18 protein-coding genes and 1 pseudogene are annotated in these 14,941 nt (G+C 71.8%); 6 read left to right on the top strand and 13 right to left on the bottom strand.

Annotated elements, in window-relative coordinates:
• The first annotated feature begins 75 nt into the window (after nt 1-75).
• The 4 genes from QR78_RS07455 to QR78_RS07440 all read left to right on the top strand — a co-directional run bounded on the left by QR78_RS07455 (nt 76) and on the right by QR78_RS07440 (nt 2,950).
• Nucleotides 76-699, top strand: coding sequence for a c-type cytochrome, methanol metabolism-related (locus tag QR78_RS07455; protein WP_048426866.1), 624 nt, complete (start codon nt 76-78; stop codon nt 697-699).
• On the top strand, nt 699-1,583 hold the full coding sequence (xoxJ, locus tag QR78_RS07450) for a rare earth element methanol dehydrogenase accessory protein XoxJ (protein WP_048426865.1): 885 nt from the start codon (nt 699-701) through the stop codon (nt 1,581-1,583). The genes QR78_RS07455 and xoxJ overlap by 1 nt, the downstream gene beginning before the upstream one ends.
• Nucleotides 1,580-2,119: a PQQ-dependent catabolism-associated CXXCW motif protein gene (locus tag QR78_RS07445; RefSeq protein WP_048426864.1), complete on the top strand. Its 540-nt coding sequence runs from the start codon at nt 1,580-1,582 to the stop codon at nt 2,117-2,119. The genes xoxJ and QR78_RS07445 overlap by 4 nt, the downstream gene beginning before the upstream one ends.
• Before the next feature lie 126 nt (nt 2,120-2,245).
• Nucleotides 2,246-2,950 carry an SDR family oxidoreductase gene (locus QR78_RS07440; RefSeq protein WP_048426863.1) on the top strand — a complete coding sequence of 235 codons (705 nt, stop codon included), beginning with the start codon at nt 2,246-2,248 and terminating at the stop codon, nt 2,948-2,950.
• 14 nt (nt 2,951-2,964) lie between these two features.
• Here the strand turns inward: QR78_RS07440 and folK are convergent, their stop codons facing one another.
• Genes folK through folP form a run of 3 tightly spaced genes read right to left on the bottom strand, consistent with a single transcriptional unit; the run spans nt 2,965 to nt 4,640 of the window.
• Entirely contained in the window at nt 2,965-3,480 is a 516-nt protein-coding gene (gene folK, locus QR78_RS07435; RefSeq protein WP_244276590.1) for a 2-amino-4-hydroxy-6-hydroxymethyldihydropteridine diphosphokinase, read from the bottom strand.
• A complete protein-coding gene (gene folB, locus QR78_RS07430) occupies nt 3,473-3,850 on the bottom strand; it encodes a dihydroneopterin aldolase (protein WP_244276591.1) in 378 nt (125 codons plus the stop codon). Before folB ends, folK begins: the two co-directional genes overlap by 8 nt.
• A gap of 4 nt (nt 3,851-3,854) precedes the next feature.
• A complete protein-coding gene (folP, locus tag QR78_RS07425; protein WP_082172099.1) occupies nt 3,855-4,640 on the bottom strand; it encodes a dihydropteroate synthase in 786 nt (261 codons plus the stop codon).
• Between the two features lie 232 nt (nt 4,641-4,872).
• On the opposite strand from folP, the gene QR78_RS07420 reads away from it, so the two are divergent.
• Together QR78_RS07420 and QR78_RS07415 are read left to right on the top strand one after the other, a co-directional pair.
• Nucleotides 4,873-5,877 (top strand): quinoprotein dehydrogenase-associated SoxYZ-like carrier, encoded by a 1,005-nt coding sequence (locus QR78_RS07420; RefSeq protein ID WP_342029888.1) that lies wholly within the window; start codon nt 4,873-4,875, stop codon nt 5,875-5,877.
• 30 nt (nt 5,878-5,907) lie between these two features.
• The gene (locus QR78_RS07415) at nt 5,908-6,297 is read left to right on the top strand and encodes a VOC family protein (protein WP_048426859.1); all 390 of its coding nucleotides are present in this window, start codon (nt 5,908-5,910) and stop codon (nt 6,295-6,297) included.
• Between the two features lie 31 nt (nt 6,298-6,328).
• On the opposite strand, the gene QR78_RS07410 is transcribed toward QR78_RS07415, so the two are convergent.
• From QR78_RS07410 to QR78_RS07360, 10 genes and pseudogenes are all read right to left on the bottom strand, one after another.
• Entirely contained in the window at nt 6,329-6,718 is a 390-nt protein-coding gene (locus QR78_RS07410) for a hypothetical protein (protein WP_048426858.1), read from the bottom strand.
• Nucleotides 6,699-7,499: a hypothetical protein gene (locus QR78_RS07405; protein WP_053220835.1), complete on the bottom strand. Its 801-nt coding sequence runs from the start codon at nt 7,497-7,499 to the stop codon at nt 6,699-6,701. The genes QR78_RS07410 and QR78_RS07405 overlap by 20 nt, the downstream gene beginning before the upstream one ends.
• A complete protein-coding gene (gene pqqE / locus QR78_RS07400; RefSeq protein ID WP_048426857.1) occupies nt 7,496-8,650 on the bottom strand; it encodes a pyrroloquinoline quinone biosynthesis protein PqqE in 1,155 nt (384 codons plus the stop codon). The genes QR78_RS07405 and pqqE overlap by 4 nt, the downstream gene beginning before the upstream one ends.
• Before the next feature lie 31 nt (nt 8,651-8,681).
• Nucleotides 8,682-9,757, bottom strand: a pseudogene (gene pqqC, locus QR78_RS07390) (pyrroloquinoline-quinone synthase PqqC).
• A 282-nt stretch (nt 9,758-10,039) separates the two neighbouring features.
• Nucleotides 10,040-10,939 carry a pyrroloquinoline quinone biosynthesis protein PqqB gene (gene pqqB / locus QR78_RS07385; RefSeq protein WP_048426855.1) on the bottom strand — a complete coding sequence of 300 codons (900 nt, stop codon included), beginning with the start codon at nt 10,937-10,939 and terminating at the stop codon, nt 10,040-10,042.
• A gap of 29 nt (nt 10,940-10,968) precedes the next feature.
• Nucleotides 10,969-11,058, bottom strand: a complete 90-nt coding sequence (pqqA, locus tag QR78_RS07380; RefSeq protein WP_048426854.1) for a pyrroloquinoline quinone precursor peptide PqqA — start codon at nt 11,056-11,058, stop codon at nt 10,969-10,971.
• 114 nt (nt 11,059-11,172) lie between these two features.
• A complete protein-coding gene (gene pqqA / locus QR78_RS07375; protein WP_048426854.1) occupies nt 11,173-11,262 on the bottom strand; it encodes a pyrroloquinoline quinone precursor peptide PqqA in 90 nt (29 codons plus the stop codon).
• 220 nt (nt 11,263-11,482) lie between these two features.
• Nucleotides 11,483-12,187: a response regulator transcription factor gene (locus QR78_RS07370; RefSeq protein WP_048426853.1), complete on the bottom strand. Its 705-nt coding sequence runs from the start codon at nt 12,185-12,187 to the stop codon at nt 11,483-11,485.
• 64 nt (nt 12,188-12,251) lie between these two features.
• A complete protein-coding gene (locus QR78_RS07365; RefSeq protein ID WP_048426852.1) occupies nt 12,252-13,865 on the bottom strand; it encodes a sensor histidine kinase in 1,614 nt (537 codons plus the stop codon).
• An 86-nt stretch (nt 13,866-13,951) separates the two neighbouring features.
• Nucleotides 13,952-14,842 (bottom strand): Rossmann-fold NAD(P)-binding domain-containing protein, encoded by an 891-nt coding sequence (locus QR78_RS07360; protein ID WP_053220834.1) that lies wholly within the window; start codon nt 14,840-14,842, stop codon nt 13,952-13,954.
• Nucleotides 14,843-14,941: the final 99 nt, after the last annotated feature.

Here is a 14,941-nt window from a genome sequence, read left to right as displayed (position 1 = left end):
GATTAGATTATCATCAGGACCGCGGGACGCCGACTATGCCGGCCGCGGCCCAATGATATCAGGGAGAAGCGTCCTTTGCGTCACCTCAGCAAAGTTGTTCTGCGGCCCCTCGCGGCCGGCCTCGCCCTAGCAGCCGTGGCCACGGTTGCCGTACATGCTGAGGATGCCAAGAAAGCCGATGCCAAGCCGGATCCGGCTCTCGCCAATCAGCTCAACCCCAACGACAAGACCGCCGAGCCCGACGAGAAGCTGCTCGCCAAGGACGCCGCCGTGAAGGTGGAGGACGGCAAGTATTTCGACGCCGCCGGCAGCCCGACCTTCCACATCACCGACAACGGCAAGAAGGTCGACTGGTACACCTATTCGGGTTACCGCCGCTATCACGCCGAGTGCCACGTCTGCCACGGCCCGGACGGCATGGGCTCGACCTACGCCCCGGCCCTGAAGGACTCGCTGAAGTACCTCTCCTACGAGGAGTTCGTCGGCATCGTCGTCGGCGGCAAGCAGGACGTGAACTCGTCGACCCAGAAGGTCATGCCGGCCTTCGGCGACAACAAGAACGTCACCTGCTACATGGACGACCTCTACGTCTACCTGAAGGCGCGCGCCGCCGGTGCCATGGGCCGCGTGCGCCCGGGCGAGAAGGAGGACAAGCCCGAGGCGGCCCGCAAGCAGGAGAAGGAGTGCCTCGGCGGCTGATGACGCGAGCCCTCACCCTGGCGGCCGGCCTCGCGCTGGCCCTCGCGGGTCCGGCACGGGCGCAGTCCCTGCCGGACCTCGTCACCACGGACGCCCTGCGCGTCTGCGCCGATCCCGGCAACATGCCGTTCTCGGAGCGCCAGGGCGACGGGTTCGAGAACCGCATCGCGGCGATCCTCGCCGACGAGCTGAAGGTGAAGCTCCGGTACTACTGGCTGACCCAGGGTCCGGGCTTCGTCCGCAACACCCTGGGCTCCGGGCTCTGCGACGTCATCGTCGGCTCGGCCTTCGGCACCGAACTCGTCCAGAGCACCAACCCCTATTACCGCTCGACCTACGTGCTGGTCTCCCGCCCCGGCACCTTTCCGGGCCTGACCGGGCTCGACGACGAGCGCCTCAAGGGCAAGCCGATCGGCGTGATCGTCGGCACGCCCCCGGTCGAGCGCATGGGCGCGGTCGGTCTCGTGCCGACGATGAAGCCTTATCCGCCCTACCAGTTCGATCCCTCGCGCAAGCACCAGACCGTCTCGGCCGAGATCGTGGCCGACGTGGCCGCGGGCAAGCTCGACGCCGCGGTGCTCTGGGGGCCCGCCGCCGGCTGGCTGGCCAAGGAGGCGGGCAGGCAGGCGGGCAAGGAAGCGAGCAAGGAAACGGGCAAGGAGGGCGGCCTGGACGTAGTGCCGCTGCTGCGCGAGCCCGATCGTCCGCCGCTCGCCTACCGCATCGCCATGGGGGTGCGACACGGCGAGAACGAGTGGAAGCGGGTCCTCAACACCGCGCTCCGCAAGCGCCGGGCCGAGATCGAGGCGGTGCTGCGCGACTACGCGGTGCCGCTCCTCGACGAGGAGGAGAACAAGCTGCTGCCGGCGGAACGCAAGCCGTGAGATGGGCGCTCGCGGCGGGTCTCGCGGCGCTCCTGCTCGTGGCGCCCGCCGCCTGGGCCGCCCCGCCGGAGCCCGACGGCTACCGTCTCGAGGATTTCCGCAGCCCGACGCCGGCCGCGCTCGCGGGCGCCGTGACGGTGACCACGGCGCAGGCCGAGCGGCTGTGGCGCGAGGGCGCCGCCTTCGTCGACGTGCTGCCGCGTCCGCCGCGGCCGACCACGCTGCCGCCCGGCACGATCTGGCGCGACCCGCCGCACGACAGCATCCCGCGGGCGCTCTGGCTGCCCAATACCGGATTCGGCGCGCTGGCGCCGCAGACCGAGGACTATCTCCGGCACGGCCTCGCGGCCGCCACCGACGGCGACACAGCCAGGCCCATCGTCCTGTTCTGCCAGCGGAACTGCTGGATGTCCTGGAACGCCGCCAAGCGGGCCCTCGCCCTCGGCTACCGCGACGTCCACTGGTATCCGGACGGCACCGACGGCTGGGCCGAGGCCGGCCTGCCCCTGGTGCGGGCCGAACCCGCCGCCCCCTGACGCGGGCCCCCGGTAGGAGCTTCTTCAAGCCCCCGCGGGGGCTTCGTTCGAGCCCCCGGCAGGGTCCTGACGCAGGCCCGCCGCTGTGGCATGGGTCTCCCCGATCGAAAAGCCGGGAGACCCGTCATGACCGTCGAGCGCGTCGCCATCGTCACCGCCGGGGGCAGCGGCATGGGGGCCGCCGCGGCCCGCAAGCTCGCCGCCGACGGGTTCCGGGTCGCGATCCTGTCCTCCTCGGGCAAGGGCGAGGCCCTGGCCGAGGAGCTCGGCGGGGTCGGCGTGACGGGCTCGAACCGCTCACCGGAGGATCTCGCCCGCCTCGTCGCGCGCACGATGGAGCGGTGGGGGCGGGTCGACGTCCTCGTCAACAGCGCCGGCCACGGGCCCAAGGGCCCGCTCCTCGAGCTCACCGACGAGGACTGGGCCCGAGGCATGGAGGTCTACTTCCTCAACGTGGTGCGGCCGACCCGCCTCGTCACGCCGATCATGCAGCGCCAGGGCGGCGGCGCGATCATCAACATCTCGACCTTCGCGGCCTTCGAGCCGGAGCAGGCGTTTCCGACCTCCGGCGTCTTCCGGTCGGGACTCGCCGCCTTCACCAAGCTGTTCGCCGACCGCTACGCCGCCGACAACATCCGCATGAACAACGTCTTGCCGGGCTTCGTCGACAGCCTGCCGGAGAAGCCGGGCATCCGCGAGCGCATCCCGCTCGGCCGCTACGGCAGCGCCGACGAGATCGCCGCCGTCGTCGCCTTCCTGGCCTCCCCGGGCGCGGGCTACATCACCGGGCAGAACCTGCGGGTCGACGGGGGCATCACCCGCTCGGTGTGAAGAGGGCCGGGCGCTTACGCGGCGCCCTCGACCGGCTCGATCCCGCTGCGATCGAGCCGGGCCAGAGCCTGCGCCACCGTCTCGCCGCCGATCACGAGGTCGGGGGCGATCTCGGCGAGCGGCACCAGCACGAAGGCGCGCTCCCGCAGGAAGCGGTGGGGCAGCACCAGGCGCTCGTCGGCGACGGTGGCGCCGGCAACGTGCAGCACATCGATGTCGATCGCCCGCGGGCCCCAGCGCCGCTCGCGCACCCGGCCGAGCCGCGCCTCGATCGACAGGCAGGTCTCCAGCAGGGCGTGCGGCGAGAGGGCGGTCTCGATCCCGAGCGCGCCGTTGAGGAACCAGTCCTGGTCGGTGTCGCCCCAGGGCGGGGTGCGGTAGTTGCGCGAGCGCGCCGTGACGGCGATGCCGGGCGACGCGGAGAGCGCCGCCACGGCGGCGTCGAGCATCGCGGCCTTGTCGCCGAGATTGCTGCCGAGCCCCAGATACGCCGCGGCCCGCATCCCCTCGGCCGAATTCCCCTCAGGCATGCCGGGTCCTCGTGATCTCGACCGCGACCCCGTCGAGGACGAGCGGCACCGGGGCGCTCGGCTTGTCGATCCGCACCGTCAGCGCATCGAGCTGGGGGAAGGCGGCCAGCGCCTCCGCGCAGATCGTCTCGGCCAGGGCCTCGATCAGCCGGAACCGGCGCTCGGTGGCGATGCGGTGAGCGAGGCCCGCGAGGTCGGCATAGCTCACCGTGGCGCCGATCTCGTCGCATCGACCGGCCTCGCCGAGATCGAGCCGGGCCTCCAGCGAGAGGTAGAAACGCTGGCCGAGGGTCTCTTCCTCCGGCAGCACGCCGTGGCGGGCGAAGACCGCGAGGCGGTGGATCAGGATACGGTCCCGGGACTCAGGCACGATGTCAGGCTCCGGCGCGGGAGGCGGGGCGCGTGATCGCATCGACGACCTGGCAGGCCTCGACATGCGGGCGCACGTCGTGGACCCGCACGATGTCGGCCCCGAGGGCCGCCGCCGCGACATGGGCGGCGATCGAGCCGAACAGGCGGTCGGCGGGCGCGGTGGCGGCGTTGTGGATGCGCCCGAGCACCGACTTGCGCGACACGCCGACGAGGAGCGGGAAGCCCAGTGCCCGCAATTCCGGCAGGCGCCGCAGGGCCTCGAGGTGCTGCTCCCAGCTCTTGCCGAAGCCGACCCCCGGATCGAGCACGATGTCGCGGTCGGGAATGCCGGCCTGGCGGGCGATGGTGAGCGAGCGCTCGAAGAAGGCCCGCATCTCGTCCACGATGTCGAGGCTCGGATCGATGGTCTCGCGGTTGTGCATCACCACCACCGGGGCGCCGTGATGGGCCGCCACCCGGGCGATCTCCGGCTCGCGCTGCAGGCCCCAGACGTCGTTGACGATCCGCGCGCCGGCCTTCAACGCGACATCGGCGGTCGCGGCCTTGTAGGTGTCGATCGAGATCGGCACGGAGAGGGTGGGGGCGAGCGCCCGGATCGCCGGCAGCACCCGGGCCTGCTCCTCGTCGGCCGGGACCGGGACGTGACCGGGCCTCGTCGATTCGCCGCCGATGTCGAGGAGCGCCGCGCCTTCCTCCACCAGCCGGGCGGCCTGGTCCCGCGCGGCGTCGAGATCCTGGAAGCGGCCGCCGTCGGAGAACGAATCCGGGGTGACGTTCAGGATGCCCATCACCAGGGTGCGGCGGCCGAGATCGGGCAGCAGGGCGGCGAGTGCGGTCAAGGGCCTTGTCCTCGGGCGGGAGACCGGCCCGGGATAGGCCGGCCCGGGCGTGGGTGCAACGGCGCCGGGGCGATCACCCTTCGGAGAGGATCGCTGCGAAACGGCGCGCCGTCAGGTCCTTATCCTGGCGTCGGGGCGAACGGGCCTCTACATTGGTTCAAGCATCCGGCTCACGCAGCGGATGACGCGCGAGAGAGGCCCGCCAGGGTCCGCCGCCGGAGAGAACGCCATGAAGAACGGCAAGAGGAACGCCAGGAAAGCCGGAATCGGCGCGGGACTGGCCTCGGCCCTGGTCGTCGGGTCGGCCCTCGCGGGGCCGGCGCGGGCCGAGACGGTCGCAGCCACGGGTTCTGCACAGACGGGCCCTGTACCAACGAGTCCTGCACCGACGAGTCCTGCGCCGGCGAGCGCCGTTGCCGCGCAGACGAGCCCCCCGCCGGCGGCGCCACGGCCCTCGCCGTTGCAGGAGGATCGGCCCGAGACCACCTGGCAGGAGTTGCGCGCGAGCGTGACCGGCGACAAGCCGCTGGGCGACGGCACCGGGCTCGTCACCCTGGAGGCGCCCAAGCGCGCCGAGGACGCCGCCATCGTGCCGATCACCCTGCGGATCGCCGTGCCCGAGGGCGACCCGCGGCGGGTGAAGGCCCTGACCCTGGTGGTCGACGACAATCCCTCTCCGGTGGTCGGCACCTTCCGGTTCGCCGAGGGCCAGCGCCATTTCAACCTCTCGACCCGGATCCGGGTGAACTCCTATTCCTACGTCCGCGCCATCGCCGAGACCGAGGGGGGCGCGCTCTACATGACCCGCGTCTTCGTCAAGGCCTCGGGCGGCTGCTCGGCCCCCGCCCTCAAGGACCCGGTGGCCTCCACCGCCCATCTCGGCGAGATGCGGTTCCGCAGCTTCGCCGAGCGCGGCGAGGCCCAGGTCCAGGTTCGCCACCCGAACTATTCCGGCCTGCAGATGGACCAGCTGACCCGGACCTACACCCCGGCCTGGTTCGTCGAGAACATGACCGTGCGCCAGGGCGACAAGCCGGTCTTCACCATGACCGGCGGCATCTCGATCAGCGAGGATCCGACCTTCCGATTCTCCTTCGCGCGCAACGCCGAGCCGGTGACGGTCACCGCCAAGGACACCGAGGGGCGGGTCTTCACGCAGACCTTCCCGGCGGCGAACGGGACCTGACGGCGCATCCGGCATCGGGAGGATCCGGCGATGCGGCTCGGCTACGTGATCCTGTCCGTGCCGGACGTGGCGGCGAGCGTCGCGTTCTATGGGCGCGCCTTCGGGCTCGCGCCGTGCTTCGTCCACAACAGCGGACAAGACGCCGAGCTCGAGACCGGCGGAACGGCCCTGGCCTTCGCGGAGGAAACCTTCGTCGCCGAGACCTGCCCGGGTTTCCGCCCGAACCGCCGGGGCGGGGCGCCGGCGGGCTTCGAGGTCGGCCTCATCGCCAACGACGTCGCCGCGGCTTTAGCTCGGGCGGTGGCGGCCGGCGCGCTGCCGGTCGCCGCGCCGGTGACCAAGCCCTGGGGGCAGACCGTCGCCTACGTGCGGGACGGCGACGGGGTGCTGGTGGAACTGTGCGGCGCCATGGGCGGCTGAGCTCCGGCGGCGCCGGAACGCCGCCTCGCCCTCACCGCCCCGTCTGCCGGTAGCAGCGGATCTCCGCCTCGGCCTGGGCCCGGCGCAGCTCCGCCACCTTGTCGTCGAACATCTTGGTCGAGCGGAACTCGTTGGCGCGTTGGCCGATGCCCTGGCGCATGCCCAGGATCGTCGAGGCCTCGACGTACTTGTCGTAGGGCAGGATCGCCGCGATGGCGTCGATCGAGCAGGCGCATTTCGTGAGCGCCTCCCGGGTCTGGCCGTTGGCCGCCATGCAGCCGAAGACGTAATCGGCCCGGGCCTCGGTCGGGTAGTCGTTGTCGTCGGCGCGCGCGGCGGTCTGCCCCGCCACGGAGGCAACCAGCCCCGCCGCGAGGGCGAGGCCGCCGAGGCGCACCGCCTTAGCCAGCATTCGGTTCATAGGTCAGCGTTTCCTGGAGCAGGATTCCGCCCTCCGGATTGGTGGCCCGGGCGTCGATCGAGACGATCTGGCCGGGCACGGCGGGGGAGAGCACGAAGGTATAGGTCAGGCTGTCGAAGCCGCGCAGCCGGTCGCGCACCGGGTCGTCGACGAAGGGCCGCGCCACGATCCGCCAGCCCGGCTTCTTGGCGCCGTCCACATCCACCTCGGTCGCGGTCACGCTGGCGCTCTCGCGCAGCGCCCGCCGGATGCCGTTCTTGATGTAGCGCGGATTGCCCTTGAGCACCTTGGCGAGATCCTCGAGGTGATGCTCGAGGAAGCGCACCAGCACCGGGTTGCCCGGAAAGTCCTGGTAGGTCGCGGTCGGCATCCGGCGCTCGCCGGAGAACATCTCGACCCGCAGGTTGCGCGTGTCCGGCTTCTCGCCCGCGCTCACCTCCTCGCGGATCCGGTCCTCGATCGGCGGCCCGAACGGGGCACCCTCGATGCCGCTGAAACGGGTGTAGCGGTAGTTCAGCGCCTGCCCGACCGGGGCGTTGCCGATCTGGTTGGTCTCGAACAGGAGAGTGGTGGGGTTGGGCGGCGCATCCGTCTGTACCGCGTTCGGCTGCACGGTGTCCTTGGATGCGGTGCCCTTGGATGCGGTATCCTGGGGTCCGGTCTCCTTCGGCGCGGCCGTCGCATCGGGCGCGGCACCTTTGCCGGGCGTGGCGTCCTGCGCGGACGCGGCCCCCGCGAGGCCGGCGGCCAGGGCGGCAACCAGGACGAGACGTCTCTTCACGCGGGCGCTCCCTCGGGCGTGGCGACGCGGGGCGCGCCGCCGATGGTGCGATACTGGTAGTCGGGCGCCGTCTCCAGCGCCGATTCGGCCACTGCCAGGGCCTGGACCTTGCCGTGGAGCGGCGAGAGCGAGCAGGCCGGATCGGTGGCGGCGGCGTCGCCGGCCAGCGCCAGCGCCTGGCAGCGGCAGCCGCCCCAATCCTTCTCGCGCCGGTCGCAGGAGCGGCAGGGTTCCTGCATCCACTCGGTGCCGCGATAGGCCCGGAAGGCGGGCGAGTCCGCCCAGATCTCCGCCAGGGCATGATCCTGGACGTGCCAGAATTCGAGGCCGGGAATCGTCTCGGCGGCGTGGCAGGGGAGCACCTTGCCGGTGGGCGTGACGTTCATCAGCCGCCGGCCCCAACCGCCGGCGCAGGCCTTCGGGTACTTGGCGTAGTAGTCCGGCACCACGAGGTCGATGACGAGCTGACCTTTCAGCCGCTCGCGCGCCTCCTCGACGGTACGGATCGAGCGGTCGACGTCGGGTTTCGCCGGCATCAGGGCAGCGCGGTTGACATAGGCCCAGCCGTAATACTGGGTGTGGGCCACTTCGAGCCGCTTGGCGCCGAGGCGGACCGCCAGGTCGATCAGCGCCGGCACCTCGGCGATGTTGCCGCGGTGGATCACGGCGTTCAGGGTCAGCGGCAGGCCGAGCGCCGTCACCCGTTCGGCGAAGGCGAACTTTTGCGGCTGCGCGTCCTTGAGGCCGCCGATCCGCTCGGCATTGCCGGCTTCCGCCGCCTGGACCGAGAGCTGGACGTGGTCGAGCCCGGCCTCCGACAGGGCGTCGAGCTTCCCCAGCGCGCCCGCCACCCCGGAGGTGATCAGGTTCGAGTAGAGGCCGAGCTCGGCGCAGGTCCGGGTGATCTCGACGATGTCCTGGCGCGCCGTCGGCTCGCCGCCCGAGAGGTGGACGTGGAGCACGCCCAACGCCGCGGCTTGCGTCAGCACCCGCTGCCAGGTCGCGGTGTCGAGCTCGGCCGACCGCCGGTCGAGTTCGAGCGGGTTCGAGCAGTACGGGCAGCGCAGCGGGCAGCGATGCGTCAGCTCGGCCAGAAGCCCGATCGGAGCGGGCAGGGGCGGGCGGGCGACGGCGTCCGAGACGGCGTTCATGGTGGCTCTCCCTGGCTCTGCGCCCGCGGCGTCACGCGGCCGGCACGGTCTCGAGCACGCGCTTCACGAGGAGGCCGTCGAGCATCGCGATCACGTCGGGCTCGATGACGCCGCGGTCGGCCTCGTATTGCTGCGCCAGCGCCTCCGCGATGGCGCGGATGCTGCGGGTGCCGTCGACGAGGGTCAGGACCGCGACCGCGTTCGGGTCGAGGTCGAAGGTCCGCTCGGGCGCCAGCAGGACATGGGCGTCGCGCACCGTGTCGTGGCGGAGCCGCACCCCGCGGGGCAGGCGCGGCACGCTGTCGGGGGTCAGGCTCACGCGGCGGCACTCCCGATCGCGTCCGCCCGCAGGCCCTCGCCCGGCCGCCAGGCATCGGGCGGGATCATCCCGGGCGACACGTAGGCGAAGTAGAGCGCGTCGAGCTGGGTCCAGAGCACGCTGCACTTGAAGCGCAGGGCGTCGAGCGCCTGACGCTGCTGCTCCGGCGTCACGGCGTGGCGCACGACGTAGTCGAGGGCGAAGTCGGCGTCCCGCGGCGCCTGGGTCAGGCGCTTGTCGAAATAGGCCAGGGTCTCGCGGGTGATGAAGTCGTAGTTCTTCAGCATCCCGGCGACGCGCTCCGAGATGATCGTCGGCGAGAACATCTCGGTGAGCGAGGAGGCGATGGCCTCGAGCAGCGAGCGCTCGGCGACGAAGTGGACATAGGCCTCGACCGAGAAGCGGGTGGCCGACAGGATGCCCCGCGTCGAGAGCACGTAGTCGCGCTCGAAGCCGACGCCCTCGGCGAGCTTCAGCCACCGCTCGATGCCGCCGTCGCCGTCGTGGTCGCCGTCATGGTCGACGATGCGCTGGCGCCAGACCCGGCGCAGCGCCGCATCCGGCAGGCGCGCCAGCAGGGTGGCGTCCTTCACCGGAATCATCGCCTGGTAATAGTAGCGGTTGAGCGCCCAGGCCCGGACCTGGTCCTTGTCGAGCTTGCCGTCGTGCAGGAGCCGGTGGAACGGGTGCAGGTTGTGGTAGCGCCGCGCGCCGATGTCGCGGAGCGCCGCCTCCAGCTCGGCCGGCGAGAGCAGGCGGTCGGAGGCCTCGGCCGGCGGCAGGGGCATCGAGAGGGCAGTGGTGGCAAGGGAAGCGGGCATGGCGTCGGGCGTCCTGGCGTATCCGGTTTCTTCGTTGTCCGTGATCCCGTGGGAGGGACATTGATCCGCCTCAAGGGACGGTCAAGGGCGACCAAAGTGCCTCTGCAACCAGAGTGCTTGCGGGACAATGTCCCGATGGGAAGAACGCGGGGTTCCCCTCTCCCCGCGCCTGTTTCCGTCGCCGAACAGCCGCGCCTCCGGCGGAAGCCGTCCCGCGACCGTCCTGGACGGGACCGACCGCGACGCTCCTCACAGGCTCAGCGCCAGCCCGTCATGCGCCACGACCCAGCCGGCGGCCTCGATGCCGCGGCGCTCGGGCGAATCCTCGACCAGCACCGGGTTGGTGTTGTTGATGTGGACGAAGACCCTTTGGCCGATCGGCACCTCGGCGAGCGCCGCCACCGAGCCGCCGTCGCCGGTCATCGGGACGTGGCCCATGCGCCAGCCGGTCTTGGTGCCGACGCCAGCCCGGATCATGTCGTCATCGGCGAGCACGGTACCGTCGAAGAGAAGCGCGTCGACGCCCGAGAGGCGGTCCTTGAGCCCATCCGTGACCCGGGCGCAGCCCGGCACGTAGGCGAGGCGCCTGGCCCCGGCCACGATCATCGCGCCGACCGTGCTCTCGGTCTCGGCGCCGATCTCCGGCGTGCCGTCCTCGAGCCACAGCGGCACCTTGCCGGGAACCGGAAACAGGGTGACGGAAAGGCCCGGGACCGGCGAGAAGGTCTCGTTGAGGGCGATCTCGGTGCGATCGACCACGCCCGGGGCCATCACGTCGAAGACGCGGTTCGCCGCGATCGAATCGAGGATGCCGCGGGTCGCGTGCAACCGGAAAGGCTGGCCCTCGCGCAGGGTGAGCAGGCCCGCGACGTGGTCGACGTCGCCGTTGGTGAGCAGCACGGCCTTGATCGGCGAGTGGCGCAGGCCCTCGCGCGGGTGCAGGGCCGGGGTATCGAAGAGCTGCTGGCGGATATCCGGCGAGGCGTTCACCAGGAGCCAGTCATCGCCGTCGGCGGAGACGGCCAGGCTCGACTGGGTGCGCGGCAGGACGCGGCGGTCTCCCGATCGCGCCATGGCGCAGATCGGGCAGCGACAGTTCCACTGCGGTACGCCTCCGCCCGCACCGGAACCCAGAACGATGGCCTGCATGGTCCGTCCCGGTGCGGTGGCAAGACCCCTTAGTTGAAGGGATCGATCTCGGCGGACTCGTAGCTGGTGACTTCCATGCCGACACAGACCTCGGCGACGACGGGCATCGACCACTTCATGGTACTTCTCCACAGAACGTGAGGGAAATGTCCGACCCGAACGGGCCGGCGGACGAGAGCTTCGAGGCCGGGCGCCATCCGGCGAGGACCGCCGGAGGCGCTTAGGGCGAACCCTTAGTTGAAGGGATCGATCTCGGCGGACTCGTAGCTGGTGACTTCCATGCCGACGCAGACCTCGGCGACGACGGGCATCGACCACTTCATGGCGTTTCTCCTGATCGGCGGAAACCTCTAAGAGTTTCCTAAGATGTTGAGATGACAGTGATTTTCTGTCACTCAGGATATATCGGCAATCGCGGCTCGGAGCGCAAGCGCTATTTTGCCGATTTCCCGGGGCGAGAGGGGCACGCTTTTCTCAGACCGGTCTTATTGTGCAGGACGGGCATGGATTTAGCCCGCATCGATTGCGTACAAAATAATTTCGTCACTGACGAAATCCGGCCTCGTGCAGGTCGAGCATGAAGCCGCGGCCGCGCACGGTGACGAGGCTCGGGCCGCCGGCCCGGGCGATGTCGCCGAGCTTGGTGCGCAGGTAGCCGACATAGACGTCGACCACGTTGAGGGAGAGGCCGCCCTGGCTCGCCCAGAGCCGGTCGAAGATGTCGCCCCGCGTGACCGGACGGCTCGCCTGCTCCATCAGGATCGCCAGGAGCTCGGCCTCGCGCTGGGTCAGGCGGGCGGTGGTCTCGCCGAAGCGGACCTGCCGCGTCGCGAGGTCGAGGGAGAGCCGCCCGGCGGTCATGAGGGTGCGGGCCCCGCCCGCCGAACGCCGCCGCTGCAGGTGGACGCGCAGGCGCGCCAGCAACTCGTCGAACACGAACGGCTTGACGATGTAGTCGTCGGCCCCGACCGACAGGCCCTCGACCCGGTCGCCGACCTCGTCCTTGGCGCTGAGAAACAGGATCGCGCCGGGATAGCCGCCCTCGCGCAGGGAGCGGCAGACGTCCTGGCCGCTGCCGTCCGGCAGCATGTTGTCGAGGAGCACCGCCTCGGGCACGCGCTCGCGGGCCGCCGACAACGCCTCGTCGACGCCGCCCGCGAGATCGACCGCGAATCCTTCCGCGCTCAGGCCCCGGGCCAGCATGGCACGGATGTCGCCGTCGTCCTCGACGATCAGAACGCTGTTCATGATTGCCCCCGGGTGCCCTCGAGTCGGCTGGTGCCCTCGGGTCGGCTGGTGCCCTTTGGTCGGCTCATGCCGCGTCCTCCCTCATGTCCTCGCCGGGCAGGTCCAGGACCACCCGGGCCCCGGCCGCCCGGCCGTCCGTGCCACCCGTCGCCGGGGGTAGGGTTTCGAGCCGGATCTCGCCATCATGGCGCTCAACGACCCAGCGCGCCAGTGCGAGCCCGATCCCGAATCCGGCCGAGACGGCGCCCCGCGCCTCGCCGCGCCGGAAGCGCTCGAACAGGGCTTCGGCCTCCGGCGGGAAGCCCGGCCCGTCATCCGCCACCGTGATGCGGGCGCCGAGGCCGGCGTCGCGGGCCGAGAACCCGACCCGCACCCGGGTCGCCCCGGCGGCGTGCCTCAGGGCGTTGTCGATCAGCCCCTCGACGATCTGGCGCAGCCACTCGGCATCGGCCACGACCTCGACATCCGTCGGGCTCGGCTCGAGCGCGAGGTCGATCCGGCGGCGCTTCGCCTCCGGGGCGCAGCTCTCCACCGCCTCGGCGAGGATCGTCGCGAGGCCGACCGGCCGGCGCTCCAGCTCGATCTGGCCGGATTCCGAGCGGGCGACCCGCAGCATGTCGCCGACCCGGCGGTGCAGCCTCAGCGCCCGCTTGCGGATGGTGGCGATGACCGGCCGGAAGGCGTCGGGCGTGTCGGGGGAGCGGGCGGCGAGGTCGCATTCGCCGAGGATGACGGTGAGCGGCGTGCGCAGCTCGTGGCTGACATCGGCGAAGAAGCGCCGGCGCGAGCGGTCGATCTCCTCGAGCCGGGCGTTGGCGGCGCGCAGGTCGGCGGTGGCGCGGGCGACGATTTCTTCCAGGGCGGCCCGGTCGTCGGCGACCCGGGCCTCGCGCCGCTTCAGCCGCGCCGCCATCCGGTTGAAGCTGGCGACGAGCAGGCCGAGCTCGTCGCGGCTCGCCACCGGCAGCCGGGTGTCGAGTTCGCCCCGGCCGATGGCGGCCGCGCCGGCCCGGATCGCCTCGATCCGGCGCAGGATCGGCCGGGTCAGGCTCTGGTGCAGCAGCAGCAGCAGGATCACGATCAGCCCGGCCGCGGCGAGCGCGACGCCCCGCATCCGCCCGGCCAGGGTGCGCACCTCGGCGGCGGAGGCCTCGACGGCCCGGCGCTCGGCCTCGACCAGGAAGGTGAGGGGCTGGCCGGTCATCGCCCCGAAGGCGTTGAGCGCCCCCCGGATCGCGTCGGCGCGGCGGGCCGGATCGGGCTCGCGCTGGATCTGCGCCACCTGCCGGTCGAGGGTGGCGCGGGCCGCCCGCAGGCGGGCGAGGGGCCGGGCGCGGGCCGTGTACTGGGTGCGGTCGAGGACGCCGCCGGAGCCGGCGACCGCGCGGCTGAGGCCGTCATCGACCGCGATCAAGGCCCGGTCGACCTCGTTGCGGGCATTGGCCAGCCGCTCGGGCCGGCCCGGATTGTCGCCGACCGCCTCGATCGCCGCGAGACCGAACTCGGTCAGGCGGCCGGACAACTCGGCGATCAGTTCCAGGCGGACCTGCGCGTCGAGCGTCGCGTCGAGCGTGCGCTCGGCGGTGTGGAGCGCTCCATAGAGGCCGATCGCCGCCAGCACCACCAGGGCCGCCGCGCTCCCGACGAGCAATCCGAACCGTAGCCTGAGCGATCCCATCCCGGCGCCGTCCTCCCACGTCTCCCGCCTGCCGCTTCCATCCTGCACGGAATCGGGGAGGGGCGGTCCTTGCGTCAGCTGGTGCCTCAACCGGGCAGGCAGCTCAAGCCCACCAAGGTCTCCCTGACCGCCCGGTCGAGGGGCGTGTGCGGCTCGGCGCCGAGAAAGGCCACGAGCCCGGCATTGTCCATCCGCAGGGGCTCGCGCCAGAGGTAGCGCATCTCGCCGATCTCCCGGGCGAGCGGCCAGAACGGCGCGGCGAGCGGCAGCAGGAACCAGGGAAACCGTCGCACCGGGACCCTGCCCCCGGCCGCCCGGACGATGGCGGCGACCATCTGCCGTCCGTCTGGGTCCCAGTGGCCGTCCATGTTGAAGGCCGCGACGCGCGGCAGGTCCGCCTCGCGCTCGGCGAGCCGCACCATCGTCTCGGCGACGTCGGGCAGGTAGGCCCATTGGTGGCCGATCCCCGGCGTGCCGGGATCGAGCACGCGCCGCACCGGCCGTCCCGGACTGACGAGGGCGGAGGAGAACCAGGAATTGCCCGTGGTGCGCGGGCCGAAGAAGTCGCCGGCCCGCACGACCAGGCTGCGGATATCGGAATCCCGCAGGCGGCGTTCCATCGCGATGCGGATGCGGCCCTTGGCGGTCCGCGGCGTCTGGGGCGCGGCGTCGCCCGGGTTCGGGCCGGCGTCGCCGCCGTAGACGTAGACGTTGCCGGGCAGGAGCAGCCGCGCGTCCGCGGCCTTCGCCGCCGCGATCCCGGCCTCGAGCATCGGCAGGACCAGCCGGTCCCAATACCGGTAGCCCGGCGGGTTGACCGCGTGGACGATCAGGGACGCGCCCGACGCCGCCGCGATCACGTCGCCCGGTGCCATCGCGTCGCCCCGCACCCAGTCGAACCCGCCCGCGGCCCCCGCCGCATCGGACCCCGGTGCGGCCTGCGCCGCCCGGGTCGGATCGCGATGCAGGGCCCGCACCCGCCATCCCCCGGCGGCGAAGGCCGCGGACGCGCGGCTGCTCCTGCCCGGCAACGTCTACGTCTACGGCAGCGACGCCGGCCCGAACCCGGGCGACGC

Origin of the sequence: Methylobacterium indicum (assembly GCF_001043895.1) — a bacterium.
GTDB classification, from domain to species: Bacteria; Pseudomonadota; Alphaproteobacteria; order Rhizobiales; family Beijerinckiaceae; genus Methylobacterium; species Methylobacterium indicum.
This window is presented reverse-complemented; position numbering and strand designations above follow the sequence as displayed.

Bases quoted from the DNA above. Each gene is read 5' to 3' on its own strand.
- QR78_RS07415 (WP_048426859.1), top strand. From the start codon at position 5,908: ATGCGGCTCGGCTACGTGATCCTGTCCGTGCCGGACGTGGCGGCGAGC.
- QR78_RS07365 (WP_048426852.1), bottom strand. From the start codon at position 13,865: ATGGGATCGCTCAGGCTACGGTTCGGATTGCTCGTCGGGAGCGCGGCG.
- pqqB (WP_048426855.1), bottom strand. From the start codon at position 10,939: ATGCAGGCCATCGTTCTGGGTTCCGGTGCGGGCGGAGGCGTACCGCAG.
- pqqA (WP_048426854.1), bottom strand. From the start codon at position 11,262: ATGAAGTGGTCGATGCCCGTCGTCGCCGAGGTCTGCGTCGGCATGGAA.
- folP (WP_082172099.1), bottom strand. From the start codon at position 4,640: ATGGGCATCCTGAACGTCACCCCGGATTCGTTCTCCGACGGCGGCCGC.
- pqqE (WP_048426857.1), bottom strand. From the start codon at position 8,650: ATGAACGCCGTCTCGGACGCCGTCGCCCGCCCGCCCCTGCCCGCTCCG.
- folK (WP_244276590.1), bottom strand. From the start codon at position 3,480: ATGCCTGAGGGGAATTCGGCCGAGGGGATGCGGGCCGCGGCGTATCTG.
- QR78_RS07440 (WP_048426863.1), top strand. From the start codon at position 2,246: ATGACCGTCGAGCGCGTCGCCATCGTCACCGCCGGGGGCAGCGGCATG.
- QR78_RS07410 (WP_048426858.1), bottom strand. From the start codon at position 6,718: ATGAACCGAATGCTGGCTAAGGCGGTGCGCCTCGGCGGCCTCGCCCTC.
- xoxJ (WP_048426865.1), top strand. From the start codon at position 699: ATGACGCGAGCCCTCACCCTGGCGGCCGGCCTCGCGCTGGCCCTCGCG.
- pqqA (WP_048426854.1), bottom strand. From the start codon at position 11,058: ATGAAGTGGTCGATGCCCGTCGTCGCCGAGGTCTGTGTCGGCATGGAA.
- QR78_RS07370 (WP_048426853.1), bottom strand. From the start codon at position 12,187: ATGAACAGCGTTCTGATCGTCGAGGACGACGGCGACATCCGTGCCATG.
- QR78_RS07420 (WP_342029888.1), top strand. From the start codon at position 4,873: ATGACGCGCGAGAGAGGCCCGCCAGGGTCCGCCGCCGGAGAGAACGCC.